This is a genomic window from Staphylococcus sp. NRL 16/872 (assembly GCF_022815905.2).
Taxonomy (GTDB): Bacteria; Bacillota; Bacilli; order Staphylococcales; family Staphylococcaceae; genus Staphylococcus.
In genome coordinates, this window is the sequence record NZ_CP119327.1 from 2,282,692 (window position 1) to 2,296,879 (window position 14,188).

Sequence of the window (14,188 nt, forward strand, 5' to 3'; positions counted from 1 at the left end):
GACACCATTTTCGATTCTACAATTATTCTTGTTTTACATACTCATTTTGCGTAAAAGTACACACTTATTGAACATAAATTTTTACATTTTATAACTATATCAGAATACTACCTTGAAATCAACCTTTTCGACTTTTCAAGATGTAGTAACCTTTATTCTTATTCACAGTTTCTACATTATTAAATAGTTCTTCCATTTTCTTTTTAGCTGAAGGCATACCTTGTTTCTTTTGAATGACCACGTATAATTCGCCTTGATCTTCCAACTTCAAATATGCTTCTTCAAAAATACGATGAACAACCTCTTTACCTGCACGGATGGGAGGATTAGTTAATACAAAATGATAACTATTATCTTTTAATTGTGATAAGCCATCACTTTCTTTTATTTCTACGTTATCTATGTGATTCGCTTTTTTATTTTTCTCAGCTAAGGCTAACGCACGTTGATTCACATCAACCATTGTAATATGGTGATGTGGTGAAACTTTCGCTATCATAAGCCCAATTGGCCCATAACCACAACCAACATCAACAATCTTTTTACTCGGACCTGGTGGATGTTCATTTAGAAATGTTTGAACAAGCGTATCCGAACCAAAATCAACTTTCCCTTTAGAAAATACGCCCGCATCCGTAGTCAAAGTTAATTCGTGTTGATGATAATGGTAACAAATCACCTTTTCATCACTTTGCACCTCAGGATTTTCATCATAATAATGTCCCATCATTGCACCTCTCTATCATTGTTCATCTTTGATTTGCCAGAAAATGAAGTAAAAACCCCGTTATCGTGATAACGGGGTTTTAATTTCTCAAAGAATTCAAGTTATCTTTTTCTCTTCAAATAAAATAATAATGAATTAAATAGATAACTGTAATATTAAGTTAAGTTACTAGAATTATTTTAATTCTACAGTAGCTCCAACTTCTTCTAATTGTTCTTTAAGTTTTTCAGCTTCTTCTTTAGCAACGCCTTCTTTGATTACTTTAGGAGCGTTATCTACTAATTCTTTAGCATCTTTTAAGCCTAAGCCAGTTGCTTCTTTAACAGCTTTAACAACTTTGATTTTTGAAGATCCAGCTGAAGTTAATTCAACGTCAAATTCAGTTTTTTCAGCTGCTGCGTCGCCGCCACCAGCTGCACCAGCTGCTGCTACAGGAGCTGCTGCTGTTACACCAAATTCTTCTTCAATTGCTTTTACTAAATCGTTTAATTCTAATACTGACATTTCTTTAATTGCTTCAATGATTTGTTCTTGATTAGCCATTTTATTATTCCTCCAATTATTTTAATATTTTATGCGCGATTATTCAGCGCTTTCTTCTTTTTGTTCTCCAACAGCTTTAACCGCATAAGCGAAGTTGCGTACTGGAGCTTGTAATACTGATAAAAGCATAGATACAAGACCATCGTGTGAAGGTAATGAACCAACAGTTTTAACTTCTTCTGCTGAGATAAGGCTACCTTCCATAACGCCTGTTTTAATTTCTAAAGCTTCGTGTTCTTTAGCAAATCCTGCAATAACTTTCGCTGGAGCAACTACATCTTCAGTAGAAGTTGCGATAGCTGTAGGACCAGTTAAGAATTCATCTAAGCCTTCGATACCTGCTTTTTCAGCTGCACGACGAACCATTGTGTTTTTGTATACTTTATACTCAACACCTGCTTCACGTAATTGTGAACGAAGTTCAGTTACTTCAGCAACAGTTAAACCACGGTAGTCAACGATTACAGTTGAAACTGAATTTTTAAGTTGTTCAGCAATAACATCAACATGTTGTTTTTTAGCTTCAATAATAGCAGACATTCAGACACCTCCATTTTTATTTTTTGGTGCTTTTTTTAATAAAAAAAGCACTTTCTACCCACGGCAAAAAGTGCTTGAAAGATCATTATAATAATCATCACGTTCAAGTCAATTTAGCCTCGGTAGGATAAATTTTAAGTTATAAATAACTCCTACTGTCTTAGGTAAAATAATCACAATAAGTAATATAACCTGATTATTGTGATATGTCAACATTTTTTTAAAGACTGAAAGAAATTAATTGTAAAAGTTCTTTAGCAAATATATAACCATATGTGCTATTGCGACATTACATCAAATTCTCTCAGTCTTTAATCTATATCAATTATTATTTATTGTTTAAATTATAATTTGAATGAAGAAGTATCAACTTTAACTCCAGGACCCATTGTTGTAGTTACAGCAACAGATTTGAAGTAAGTACCTTTAGCTGAAGATGGTTTAGCTTTTGCTAATACATCTTGTAAAGCTTTAAAGTTTTCAACTAATTTTTCATCGCTAAATGAAACTTTACCGATTGAAGCATGTACGATACCTGCTTTTTCAGCACGGTATTCAACTTTACCAGCTTTGATTTCTTCAACAGCTTTTTTAACATCCATAGTTACAGTACCAGTTTTAGGGTTTGGCATTAAACCTTTAGGTCCTAATACACGACCTAATTTACCAACTTCGCCCATCATATCTGGAGTAGCTACTACTACGTCAAAGTCGAACCAACCTTGTTGGATTTTTTGTACATAATCAGATTCACCTACGTAATCTGCGCCTGCTTCTTCTGCTTCAGTGATTTTGTCACCTTTAGCAAATACTAATACACGTTGTGATTTACCAGTACCGTTTGGTAATACTACTGCACCACGGATTTGTTGGTCATTTTTACGTGTATCAATTCCTAAACGGAAAGCTACTTCAACTGATGCGTCAAAGTTAGCAATGCTTGTTTCTTTAGCTAAGCTGATTGCTTCTTCAACACTATAGTGTTTAGTACGATCAACTTTATTAGCTGCTTCTTGATACTTTTTACCTTTTTTAGCCATTTATTGTTCCTCCTTTAGTGGTTTTAGCGGAATTTCCTCCCACGCTTACTTGTGTATTACACAAGTTAAGAGCAGATAACAGATGAATGTCTAACGTTTCGAATAACCATCAGGTTTCAAAACAAGGATAAATTCATCACAGACAATATTATTGGTTGTCGTTTCTGTTACCTGCCATCGTCTAACGAGGTTGGGACAAAAGTGTTTATCTTTTAAGAACCGATTAATCACGTTCTAAAAGCAAAACTTTGTCCAGACCTCTTCTTTTATTTCGATAATCTAAATTTTATGTTCAAAAAATTATTGTACAGTGATACCCATACTACGTGCAGTACCTTCGATAATACGCATAGCTGCTTCTTCGTCTGCAGCGTTCAAGTCTTGCATTTTAGTTTGTGCAATTTCACGTACTTGATCTTTAGTTACTGTAGCAACTTTAGTTTTGTTTGGTTCACCAGAACCTTTTTCAACGCCAGCTGCTTTTTTAAGTAGTACTGGAGCCGGTGGAGTTTTAGTAATGAATGTAAATGAACGATCTTCATATACACTGATTTCTACCGGAATGATTAAACCTGCTTGTTCTTGCGTACGTGCGTTGAATTCTTTACAGAATCCCATAATGTTCACACCTGCTTGACCTAATGCTGGACCAACTGGTGGTGCTGGGTTCGCTTTACCTGCAGGAATTTGTAATTTAACTACTTTTTCTACTTTTTTAGCCACGATGTGCACCTCCTTGATATCGTGATGTGGTCACAGGGCTCAGTTTTGCCCTCCCACTCATAAACATTTCGTGACGAAATGAGCGTTCTAAAAACGCGACCACATTATTTTAACACTGAACTCACTTAAAAATCAATAGTAAAATTTCATCTTTTTTTAAGAGACTTTGTTTTTCAGTATTCTTTTTCTTCTGAATATATTTTATAATTTTTCAACTTGATCAAATTCAACTTCAACTGGTGTTTCTCTGCCGAACATATCAACTAATACAGTCAATTTAAATTTATCAGGTTCAATTTCTTGAACTTCACCAACTTGATTAGCGAAAGGGCCAGATTTGATACGTACTTGTTCGCCAACATCTAATTCGACATCGATTGTTTTTTCTTTAAGACCCATTTGTTTTAAGATGAATCTCATTTCTTCAGGAAGTAATGGATTAGGCTTAGAACCAGCACCTGCTGAACCAACGAAACCAGTTACACCTGGCGTATTACGTACAACATACCATGACTCGTCTGTCATAACTAGTTCTACTAACACATAACCAGGAAATGTTTTCTTAATTTGTTTTTTAGCTTTTCCATCTTTAACTTGTGTTTCTTCCTCTTCTGGTATGACAACTCTAAAAATTTGTTCTGTCATATTCATTGATTCTACTCTTTTTTCTAAATTCTTTTTAACTTTATTTTCATATCCAGAATACGTATGCACGGCATACCAACGCTTTGCGCCCACTTCTTCAGACATGTTGTCACTCCTTCTCCTTAATCCTTACTCTTATCTAAATAATTGAATTAAATTACCGATACCTACATCTAACAACCAGAAAAACACTAAGAAGAAAATCACTGTAGATACTACGATTACAGTGTATTTAAAAAGTTCTTCTTTCGTAGGCCAACTTGTTTTTTCCATCTCACTTTTAACGCCTTGGAAGAAACTTTCTTTTTCTTTACCTGTGCCTTTATCTTTAGCCATCAATATTACCTCCATACTTACCGCTGATTAGCCATCTATTTAAAATATCACATTATCGCCAAACTTATTTTGATTCTTTATGAATCGTATGGGCATTACATCTCGGACAATATTTTTTTAATTCTAATCTCGTTGCAGAATTTTCATTTTTCGGGACATTATAATTTCTGTTACCGCAAACTTCACAAATTAAAGGTACTTTTTTCACAACATTTCACCTTTACTCATTTTAATACCAGTATACTATACATAAATTTCACAATAAATGTCAAACTAGCATAGTACTACTATCTCCTTACCAATCTAGCAATTATGCGTATTTAAATATTTTCTCATTTTCATTTTACAACGTTGAATACTATTGTAAACTACTTTATCTTTAATATTTAATTTTCTAGCTATTTCTGTCGGCGCATAATCAAGTAACAATAATTGCGCTACATTTTTTTCTAATTGACTCAAACCTAATAAACTTTCATATAATAACTCTATTTGTCTTTGAAGCAGACAATACTCTTCTGTTTGCTTTGAATATTTGTTCCAATTGTATCTCACGACAAATTCATTTATCAAAGATTCATTTCTAGTTACCTCTGCATATCTTTTTCTCCAAAAATCATTCCTAAGCGAGCGAACCATACAATTTAAATAATGCTCAAATGGAACGTTCAACGTAAAATCAAAAGTTTGTAGTGACAAATACGTTCTTATGAATAGTTCCTGTACCAAATCCTGAACATCTGCAGAGGACACACCCGCTTGCTTAAATTTCATTTGAAAGCTTGAGTGCAACTGGCTTACTATAAATGTAAATATTTGTTCTCGTTCATGACTATTTTGACTTTGTTGAAAGTTAATAAATGCTTGTTCTAGTTGTTTGAAATTTTGAGTCATACACTATACCTTTCATATTAAAGTAGGCATAGTGTATAAAGAACTTCTATCAAATGACAAGTGGTCAAATTCAATCTTTATTATGATTACCACGTCTAATTTTTTCAAATTCTGCTAAAACATCATTTGAAAGCGAAATTCGAGTTCTCGGTTTACTTTCACTAAAATCATCTAAAGACTTACTAACAGTTATTTCATTTTCTTTCAAATCACGCCACATTTCTCTAGATGATACACGATATGCGCCTGCACCAAATATCGCATGCTGTTCACTCATATCGCTCGTTACGACTGTAATATGCGTTGTATGTTTATTGTATAAATTATAAACATAGCGTTCGATATAACTATCAGCAGTTTCTTTTTCTTTAGTAAAAACTGTTTTCACGCCATGATAAATATATTCTCTTTCAATACCTGATTGTTCATAAGCATCAAATACACATACAATCTCATCTGCCACAACAGCGTTATAATTTGCTATTTCATCAAGTAATTGTTCTCGTGCTTCTTGTAAGTTCTCACGTGCAATCTTACTTAATTCTTGAGATTGTCCTATCATATTATAGCCGTCGATAATTAAATATCTATCCTTCATGCGTTATCTCCGAGTTGATGTCTTTTACGGTACACTTCATACATCATTAAACTGGCTGCTACTGATGCATTAAGGCTATTAACATGACCAACCATTGGTATCTTAATATAGAAATCACATTTATCTTTTACTAATCTACTCATACCTTGACCTTCACTGCCAATTACTATCGCTAATGCCATATCTGCTTCCATATTACGATAATCAGTAGCATTGTCCGCTTCAGCACCAGCTACCCAGTAACCATTATCTTTTAACTCGTCGATTGTCTTAGCTAAATTAGTCACTCGCATTACTGGTACATGTTGAATGGCACCAGTAGAGGCTTTAGCCACTGTTTGAGTTAAGGCAACAGAACGTCTCTTAGGTATGATGACACCGTCGACACCACTAGCATCAGCAGTTCTTAGAATAGATCCTAAGTTATGTGGATCTTCAAGACCATCTAAAATAATAACTGTAGATAGACCTTCTTTTTCTTTTTGCGCTTTAACAAATTGATCGAAATCTGCATATTCATATGGTGCAATTAATGCTGCCACCCCTTGATGAGGTGCATTTGCTAAATTATCTAATTTCGATTTTGGCACTGTTTGAACAATTAATTTTTGTTCTTTTGCATTTTGTAAGATGTCATTAATTTGTTGTTTTCTTATGCCTTCTTGAATCCAAATTTTATTGATGGTATGTCCAGAGACAATCGCTTCTTTAACAGCGTGTCTACCAACAATTACGATATCTTCCACTGATTTCACTCCCTTTCATTGACTAATTGAACAATTACATCAAGCAACGCTTCTAATCTATCTTCTTGATGATCTAAATATAAAAATCCTATCACGGCTTCTAAGCCTGAACTTTTACGATATGTTTGTATATCTGTATTTTTAGCTTTGGTATAACTTTTAGCATTACGCCCTCTTTTAACGATGTCCAATTCCTCGTCCGTAAACCATTGCGCGTCAACTAACTTTTCCAATGTTTGCGCCTGACTTTTAGCAGAAACGTAGCGTTTAGCCATTTGATGTAAACGATTGGGTTTACTTTGTAATTTTAATACAATATAACGTCGGACATGTTGATCTAATACTGCATCGCCCATATATGCTAACGTTAAAGGATTCAATAATTTCGGTTCCATATTAACCACGTTTGAAACGCACACCTTGAGGCGTATCTTCTAAAATAATATTTTGTTCTTTCAACATATCTCTAATTTCATCAGCTCGTGCGAAATCTTTATTTTTACGTGCTTCATTTCGTTCCTCGATAAGCTTTTCAATATCTTCATCTAACAACATTTCTGAATCTGTACCTTTAAGTGGCACGCCAAGAACATCACTGAAAATATGATAAACTTCTTTAAAACGCGCAATTACTTGTGTTGATGTAGTATTCTCTAATACATATTTATTCGCAAGTTTCGCTAAATCATACCAAGCAGTTACTGCATTGGCAGTATTAAAGTCATCATTCATCACTGTTTCAAATTGTTCTAAAATAACATCGATTTGTTCGATATACTCAGACTGATCTGCAATATCTGTTGCAATTGCCTCACGTTCTTCAATTAATTTATAACTGTTACGAATACGTTCTAAGCCACTTTTCGCAGCATTCACTAATTCTAAGTTATAGTTAATTGGGCTTCTATAATGCACACTGATCATGAAGAAACGTAGTACATCTGGATCAACTTCTTTAATAATGTCATGCACTAAAATAAAGTTACCTAACGATTTACTCATTTTTTCATTATCAATATTGATGAAACCATTATGCATCCAGTAGTTCGCAAAAGGTGCATGGTTATGTGCTTCAGATTGCGCAATTTCATTCTCGTGGTGAGGGAATTGTAAATCTGAACCACCGGCATGAATATCAATGGTTTTACCTAGTTCATGATAAGCCATTACTGAACATTCGATGTGCCAGCCTGGACGTCCTTCACCAAATGGACTTTCCCAACTAATTTCACCTGGTTTTGCTTTTTTCCATAAAGTGAAATCTAGCGCGTCTTCTTTTTGTTCACCCGCTTCAATTCTGGCACCTACTTTTAAGTCATCAATAGATTGGTGACTTAATTTACCATAACCATCAAATTGACGTGTTCTAAAGTAAACATCTCCGTTACTTTCGTATGCATAACCTTCGTCTACTAGCTCTTTGATAAAGGAAATAATTTCGTCCATATGGTCCATTACTCGAGGATTTGAAGAAGCTTTCTTCACATTTAAAGCACCGACATCTTCATAAAATGCTTTAATATATTTATCTGCGATTTCAGGTACACTTTCATTAAGCTCTTTTGAGCGTTTAATTAATTTATCATCAACATCTGTGAAGTTTGAAACATATGTCACTTCATAGCCTTGATATTCAAAGTAACGTCGTACAACGTCATAATTAATAGCTGGACGCGCGTTACCGATATGAATGTAGTTATATACTGTTGGACCACATACATACATTTTCACCTTACCTGGTTCGATAGGCTCAAACGTCTCCTTTTGACGCGTTAATGTATTATATAATGTAATCATCTTTAATCTCTCCGTTCTTAGCTTTTTCAAGTTGTTTTTCTAGTTGTTTAATTTGTTCATATAATGGATCCGGTAAATTACGGTGATCGAATGTTTTACCGATACGTTTTCCTTCTTGTTTCACAATATGACCTGGAATACCTACTACAGTTGTATAACTAGGCACAGATTGTAATACGACTGAATTCGCCCCGATATTAACATTAGAATCTATTTGAATATTACCTAATATTTTTGAACCTGCCGCAATCAGCACATTATCGCCAATATCTGGGTGACGTTTTCCTTTTTCTTTACCCGTACCGCCTAATGTAACACCTTGATAAATCGTTACATTGTCGCCAATTGTACATGTTTCTCCAATTACGACACCCATACCATGGTCGATGAATAAACGTTTCCCAATTTTGGCACCAGGATGAATTTCAATTCCTGTAAAGAAGCGAGAAACTTGAGATATGATTCTAGCAAGGACATATCGTTTTTTGTTATATAATTTATGCGCAATTAAGTGACTCCATACTGCATGTAAACCAGCATAAGTTGTAATAACCTCAAATGTTGTACGTGCTGCTGGGTCCTGTTCAAATACCATTTTCACATCGTCTCTAATTCTTTTTATCAAGACTGTCTCCCCCTCAGTTTTAAAAAGTAATTAATTTCACAATCACGACTACTTAATCTAAATTTTAGTTAATAAAAAAGCACCTCTAACACATATATGTTAGAGGCGCTACCGCACGGTTCCACTCTGTATTTAGATAAAGACATCCCATCTTTCAAGACAGCCTCTTTATCATACTCATTTACATATTCAATTGATAGTTAACACAAAGGTGCATTCAATATTGATAATGATGTGCTCGCAGCTCCCGCACACTCTCTGAATACATTATCTGATATTTACTAATCCTTTGTTTCATGTGTAACCTAATCATATGAGCTTTAATGTAAAATTTCAAGCACAAAGATACATCCACTTTGAAATTCAGTTTTGCTCGCTTTTCGGTTCTGCTCAAATCCTAAACGCTTTTGTCCAGACCTTTTATTCACGGCTTCCCAAAAGCAGGATTCTCGGCAGCGGGGCCCCAACACAGAGAATTTCCTTCAGAAATTCTACAAGCAAAGCAAGTTGGGGACTCAAAGACTCGTCAAAACTTGAAATTCAGTTTTGCTCGCTTTTCGGTTCTGCTCAAATCCTAAACACTTTTGTCCAGACCTTTATTTTAAACGTGTTTTTTCAAGCGTGTTAAAACTTTATCTTTGCCTAATACTTCAATTGTATTTGGTAATTCAGGACCATGCATTTGGCCTGTAACAGCTACACGAATTGGCATAAATAATTGTTTACCTTTAATGCCAGTTTCTTTTTGAACTTCTTTAATTGTTTTCTTAATTTCTGCAGCTTCAAATGGTTCTAAAACTTCTAATTTGCCGTATAAATGAGACATTAATTCAGGTACTTGTTCACCATTAAGCACTTCTTGTTCTTCTTCACCTAATTCAGGCATATCTTTAAAGAACATTTCTGATAATGGTACGATTTCGCCAGCATAACTCATTTCTTTTTGGTAAAGCGCAATCAGTTTACGGCCCCATTCTTTATCTTCTTCACTAGGTTCAGCAGGAATTAAGTTTGCTTTAATTAAATGAGGTAACGCAAGTTCAAATACTGTTTCGTTATCTTTTTCTTTCATGTATTGGTTGTTAACCCAAGCAAGTTTTTGTCTATCAAACATTGCAGGTGATTTAGAAAGACGTTTTTCATCAAAAATCTTAATAAATTCTTCTTTAGAAAAGATCTCATCTTCGCTTTCAGGAGACCAACCTAATAATGTAATGAAGTTAAATAACGCTTCAGGTAAATAACCTAAATCACGATATTGCTCGATGAATTGTAAAATTTGACCATCACGTTTACTTAATTTCTTACGTTCTTCATTAACGATTAATGACATATGACCAAAGCGAGGTGGTTCCCAACCAAATGCTTCATAAATCATTAATTGTTTAGGTGTATTAGACACATGGTCATCGCCACGAATAACATCTGAAATTTCCATATAATGATCATCAACTGCTACAGCGAAGTTATATGTTGGAATACCATCTTTCTTCACGATAACCCAGTCGCCAATGTTATTAGAGTCAAATGAAATTTCGCCTTTAACCATATCATTAAACGTATAAGTTTTATCTTGTGGCACACGGAATCTAATAGATGGTTGACGACCTTCCGCTTCAAACTGTTGACGCTCTTCTTCAGTTAAGTGCGCATGTTTACCACCATAGCGAGGCATCTCACCACGTGCAATTTGCTCTTCACGTTCTTTTTCAAGCTCTTCTGAAGTCATATAACATTTATATGCTTTATCTTCATCTAATAATTGTTGAATTAATGGATTATAAATATCACCACGTTCAGACTGACGATATGGACCATAACCATTATCTTTATCCACTGATTCATCCCAATCTAAACCTAACCATTTTAAGTTCTCAAATTGAGAAGCTTCACCATCTTTAAGGTTACGTTTACTATCAGTATCCTCAATACGCACTACGAAATCCCCATCATAATGCTTAGCAAATAAATAGTTAAACAATGCCGTTCTCGCATTACCAATATGCAAATATCCAGTTGGACTCGGCGCATATCTAACTCTTATACGTTCACTCATTATATTCACTCCTAATAATTATTCATTAATCAATCACGGTTCATCTAACCACAGGGCACACTATTGTCGCCTCAGAAACATCTTCTTCCATTAGAAAAAAGCTATCCCAAACTATCTATAAAGACGCGTTTTCGAATAACTTTCCTCACCCACTCTATACTTAGATAAAACGTCACATTTCTACACTATTGTAGCACTAAATCAACACTTTGATAAGTCTCACGTCATCTCGATATAGAGCAATTTTTATTTTTTGAAAAGAGTGCCCTCAACAGCTAGCATTTCTCATGAAACCCATGCATCTTTAGTGCTTTCACATACTCACACATCTCGCATGCGTTTCATGTCAATTCTACATTCTTAATAGCTAACTAGCTTAACTACACTAATTAACGTCACCTAATTTTTTAGCAAAAATAATACGACCAGATGATGTTTGCAATAGACTGATGACTTCCAACTCCACCTGTTTACCAACGAGTTGTTTAGCATTATCAACAACAACCATGGTACCGTCATCAAGATATCCTACACCCTGACCTGGTTCTTTACCCATTTTAGTTAATAAAATGTTAATGTGATCCCCTTGATGTACATTTGGTTTAATCGCTTCAGATAAATCATTCACGTTTAATGCTTTAATTCCTTGCACATGACATACTTTATTTAAATTAAAATCTGTGGTAATTACATGCGCATGATAAGATTGTGCCAATTTCACTAATAATTCATCAATATCACTATGTGACTTTTGAGGATGGATCACACGTGTTGGATAATCTAAATCATAAAGTTCATTTAAAATATCTAAACCACGTTGGCCTTTTTCACGCTTTACGCTATCATTAGCATCGGCTACTACTTGAAGTTCATTAATCACACCCTGAGGGATTAAAATTTCACCATCGATAAACCCACAACGTATAACATCTAGAATACGTCCATCAATAATCGCACTTGTATCTAGTAATTTAGGTGCCGCACTAACATTATTTTTAGACATTGAACGCGCCATATTCTCCGGCAAAAACATAAGCATTTCGTCGCGTTTTTTCAAACCAAATTGGAACCCTAAATAACATAGTAGTAGCGTGATAATGAGGGGTATTAAATGATTTAAAATAGAATTGCCAATCATTTCAAGAATAAAAGAAGCCATTACAGAGATGAATAAACCAATAATAAGACCAAGTGTGGCAAATAATATTTCGACTGCACTACGTTGTAGAATCCATTGTTCTACCTTCTTTAATGTTTTAGTTACTTTATTGATAAACAACCCAAATATTAAGAAAAACAATACGATGCCTATCAAACCATCAATATAGTAATTGGTTAAAATAGGATAATCTTTTATATTTAAATCCTTTAGTATCTCGGGTATTAATAAAATACCAAACGCTGTACCAAGAATGATATAGATAATCACGACTATACCCTTCAATACTCTCATAACTCTCACCTCTTTAGCTGTCTTAATTATGCTTTAAACGCATATTTTAAAGCCTCATGTACAGTTGACACACCTACTACGCGAATACCTTCTGGGAATGTCCAACCTCCAATATTAGTTTGAGGAATAATCACTCTTTCAAACCCTAATTTCGCCGCTTCTTGCACACGTTGTTCAATGCGTGACACACGTCTGACTTCACCTGTTAAACCAACTTCACCAATGTAGCAATCGAGTCCATCTACAGCTTTATCTTTAAAGCTTGAGGCAGTAGCCACAATCACACTTAAGTCTACTGCAGGTTCAGTTAAACGTACCCCACCTGCTACCTTGATATAAGCATCTTGTTGTTGTAATAAATAATTTTCCTTTTTCTCTAATACTGCCATTAACAAACTTAAGCGGTTGTGATCAATACCCGTCGCCATACGTCTTGGGTTATTAAATGTAGTTGGCGTCACTAAAGCTTGCACTTCAATAAGTAATGGCCGCGTTCCTTCCATCGTTGCCACAATAGTAGATCCTGGAACATTAGTAGAACGTTCTTCTAAAAACATTTCAGAAGGATTTTGTACGCCTTTTAATCCACTTTGTTTCATTTCGAAAATACCCATTTCATTCGTAGAACCAAAACGGTTTTTAACGGCTCGCAGAATGCGATAAGCGTGGTGTTCATCACCTTCAAAATACAGTACTGTATCTACCATATGTTCTAATAATCGTGGACCAGCAATTTGTCCTTCTTTAGTCACATGTCCTACTATAAATGTAGCAATATTCATTTGTTTAGCAATATTCATTAAACTTTGTGTGCTTTCACGCACTTGTGAAACAGAACCAGGTGCTGAACTAATTTCAGGGTGATATATTGTTTGAATAGAATCCACAACTAAAATATCTGGTTGTTCTTGTTGTACAGTTTGGTGAATCATTTCTAAATCTGTTTCAGCTAAAACATTTAAATTACTTGAATCTTCTTCTAGTCGATCTGCACGTAACTTAGTTTGATTCAATGATTCCTCACCAGTAATGTATAAAACATTTAATTTTTGTGATAGTGATGCACAAATTTGTAGTAATAACGTAGATTTACCAATACCTGGATCTCCGCCAATTAACACTAACGAGCCACTGACGATGCCTCCACCTAAAACGCGATTAAATTCTTTAGATTCTGTTTGTACTCTTGGTGTTGCTTCGTGCTTAATATTATTTAATTTTTGTACTTTAGCGCTAGATTCTTTCGCTTTAACGCCATGTTTAGGGTTTGCAGCTTTTTCAATGATCTCTTCCATTTGATTCCAGGCACCACAATTAGGACACTTACCCATCCATTTAGGTGATTGGTAGCCACAAGCCATACACTCAAAAATCACTTTCTTTTTGGCCAAAATTGCACCTCCGATTTTTCTATGAACAAATCTATTTTATATGTATCGATTAATAATGACAAATGTAAAGATAA

17 protein-coding genes and 1 other annotated feature are annotated in these 14,188 nt (G+C 34.6%); all 17 genes read right to left on the bottom strand.

Going from position 1 to position 14,188, the window contains the following annotated elements; translation table 11 throughout:
- Positions 1-118 precede the first annotated feature (118 nt).
- The 17 genes from MT340_RS11315 to radA all read right to left on the bottom strand — a co-directional run bounded on the left by MT340_RS11315 (position 119) and on the right by radA (position 14,114).
- Complete coding sequence (locus MT340_RS11315; RefSeq protein WP_243590047.1) at positions 119-727, bottom strand: class I SAM-dependent methyltransferase; 609 nt, start codon at positions 725-727, stop codon at positions 119-121.
- A gap of 174 nt (positions 728-901) precedes the next feature.
- Positions 902-1,270 carry a 50S ribosomal protein L7/L12 gene (rplL, locus tag MT340_RS11320; protein ID WP_011276720.1) on the bottom strand — a complete coding sequence of 123 codons (369 nt, stop codon included), beginning with the start codon at positions 1,268-1,270 and terminating at the stop codon, positions 902-904.
- 39 nt (positions 1,271-1,309) lie between these two features.
- On the bottom strand, positions 1,310-1,810 hold the full coding sequence (gene rplJ / locus MT340_RS11325; RefSeq protein ID WP_243603874.1) for a 50S ribosomal protein L10: 501 nt from the start codon (positions 1,808-1,810) through the stop codon (positions 1,310-1,312).
- A 32-nt stretch (positions 1,811-1,842) separates the two neighbouring features.
- Positions 1,843-1,993 (bottom strand) — a sequence feature (ribosomal protein L10 leader region).
- A 161-nt stretch (positions 1,994-2,154) separates the two neighbouring features.
- Positions 2,155-2,850, bottom strand: a complete 696-nt coding sequence (rplA, locus tag MT340_RS11330; protein WP_243590049.1) for a 50S ribosomal protein L1 — start codon at positions 2,848-2,850, stop codon at positions 2,155-2,157.
- A gap of 300 nt (positions 2,851-3,150) precedes the next feature.
- A complete protein-coding gene (gene rplK, locus MT340_RS11335) occupies positions 3,151-3,573 on the bottom strand; it encodes a 50S ribosomal protein L11 (protein WP_001832298.1) in 423 nt (140 codons plus the stop codon).
- A gap of 201 nt (positions 3,574-3,774) precedes the next feature.
- Positions 3,775-4,323, bottom strand: a complete 549-nt coding sequence (nusG, locus tag MT340_RS11340; protein ID WP_243590050.1) for a transcription termination/antitermination protein NusG — start codon at positions 4,321-4,323, stop codon at positions 3,775-3,777.
- Positions 4,324-4,353: 30 nt separating this feature from the next.
- Positions 4,354-4,554: a preprotein translocase subunit SecE gene (secE, locus tag MT340_RS11345; protein ID WP_243590051.1), complete on the bottom strand. Its 201-nt coding sequence runs from the start codon at positions 4,552-4,554 to the stop codon at positions 4,354-4,356.
- A 64-nt stretch (positions 4,555-4,618) separates the two neighbouring features.
- Entirely contained in the window at positions 4,619-4,762 is a 144-nt protein-coding gene (gene rpmG / locus MT340_RS11350; RefSeq protein ID WP_126566037.1) for a 50S ribosomal protein L33, read from the bottom strand.
- Positions 4,763-4,857: 95 nt separating this feature from the next.
- Positions 4,858-5,448: a sigma-70 family RNA polymerase sigma factor gene (locus tag MT340_RS11355; protein WP_243590052.1), complete on the bottom strand. Its 591-nt coding sequence runs from the start codon at positions 5,446-5,448 to the stop codon at positions 4,858-4,860.
- Between the two features lie 70 nt (positions 5,449-5,518).
- Positions 5,519-6,046: an NYN domain-containing protein gene (locus MT340_RS11360; RefSeq protein ID WP_243590053.1), complete on the bottom strand. Its 528-nt coding sequence runs from the start codon at positions 6,044-6,046 to the stop codon at positions 5,519-5,521.
- Entirely contained in the window at positions 6,043-6,792 is a 750-nt protein-coding gene (rlmB, locus tag MT340_RS11365) for a 23S rRNA (guanosine(2251)-2'-O)-methyltransferase RlmB (RefSeq protein ID WP_243590054.1), read from the bottom strand. The genes MT340_RS11360 and rlmB overlap by 4 nt, the downstream gene beginning before the upstream one ends.
- A gap of 5 nt (positions 6,793-6,797) precedes the next feature.
- Positions 6,798-7,187, bottom strand: coding sequence for a Mini-ribonuclease 3 (locus tag MT340_RS11370; RefSeq protein WP_243590055.1), 390 nt, complete (start codon positions 7,185-7,187; stop codon positions 6,798-6,800).
- Position 7,188: 1 nt separating this feature from the next.
- Complete coding sequence (gene cysS, locus MT340_RS11375) at positions 7,189-8,589, bottom strand: cysteine--tRNA ligase (RefSeq protein WP_243590056.1); 1,401 nt, start codon at positions 8,587-8,589, stop codon at positions 7,189-7,191.
- Positions 8,573-9,214, bottom strand: coding sequence for a serine O-acetyltransferase (gene cysE, locus MT340_RS11380; RefSeq protein ID WP_103297554.1), 642 nt, complete (start codon positions 9,212-9,214; stop codon positions 8,573-8,575). Before cysE ends, cysS begins: the two co-directional genes overlap by 17 nt.
- Positions 9,215-9,815: 601 nt before the next feature.
- Positions 9,816-11,270, bottom strand: a complete 1,455-nt coding sequence (gltX, locus tag MT340_RS11385; RefSeq protein ID WP_243603875.1) for a glutamate--tRNA ligase — start codon at positions 11,268-11,270, stop codon at positions 9,816-9,818.
- A gap of 385 nt (positions 11,271-11,655) precedes the next feature.
- On the bottom strand, positions 11,656-12,723 hold the full coding sequence (locus MT340_RS11390; protein WP_243590058.1) for a PIN/TRAM domain-containing protein: 1,068 nt from the start codon (positions 12,721-12,723) through the stop codon (positions 11,656-11,658).
- A 26-nt stretch (positions 12,724-12,749) separates the two neighbouring features.
- On the bottom strand, positions 12,750-14,114 hold the full coding sequence (gene radA, locus MT340_RS11395; protein ID WP_243590059.1) for a DNA repair protein RadA: 1,365 nt from the start codon (positions 14,112-14,114) through the stop codon (positions 12,750-12,752).
- Positions 14,115-14,188 lie beyond the last annotated feature (74 nt).

Bases quoted from the DNA above. Each gene is read 5' to 3' on its own strand.
- MT340_RS11315 (WP_243590047.1), bottom strand. From the start codon at position 727: ATGGGACATTATTATGATGAAAATCCTGAGGTGCAAAGTGATGAAAAG.
- rplL (WP_011276720.1), bottom strand. From the start codon at position 1,270: ATGGCTAATCAAGAACAAATCATTGAAGCAATTAAAGAAATGTCAGTA.
- rplJ (WP_243603874.1), bottom strand. From the start codon at position 1,810: ATGTCTGCTATTATTGAAGCTAAAAAACAACATGTTGATGTTATTGCT.
- rplA (WP_243590049.1), bottom strand. From the start codon at position 2,850: ATGGCTAAAAAAGGTAAAAAGTATCAAGAAGCAGCTAATAAAGTTGAT.
- nusG (WP_243590050.1), bottom strand. From the start codon at position 4,323: ATGTCTGAAGAAGTGGGCGCAAAGCGTTGGTATGCCGTGCATACGTAT.
- secE (WP_243590051.1), bottom strand. From the start codon at position 4,554: ATGGCTAAAGATAAAGGCACAGGTAAAGAAAAAGAAAGTTTCTTCCAA.
- MT340_RS11355 (WP_243590052.1), bottom strand. From the start codon at position 5,448: ATGACTCAAAATTTCAAACAACTAGAACAAGCATTTATTAACTTTCAA.
- MT340_RS11360 (WP_243590053.1), bottom strand. From the start codon at position 6,046: ATGAAGGATAGATATTTAATTATCGACGGCTATAATATGATAGGACAA.
- MT340_RS11370 (WP_243590055.1), bottom strand. From the start codon at position 7,187: ATGGAACCGAAATTATTGAATCCTTTAACGTTAGCATATATGGGCGAT.
- cysS (WP_243590056.1), bottom strand. From the start codon at position 8,589: ATGATTACATTATATAATACATTAACGCGTCAAAAGGAGACGTTTGAG.
- gltX (WP_243603875.1), bottom strand. From the start codon at position 11,270: ATGAGTGAACGTATAAGAGTTAGATATGCGCCGAGTCCAACTGGATAT.
- MT340_RS11390 (WP_243590058.1), bottom strand. From the start codon at position 12,723: ATGAGAGTATTGAAGGGTATAGTCGTGATTATCTATATCATTCTTGGT.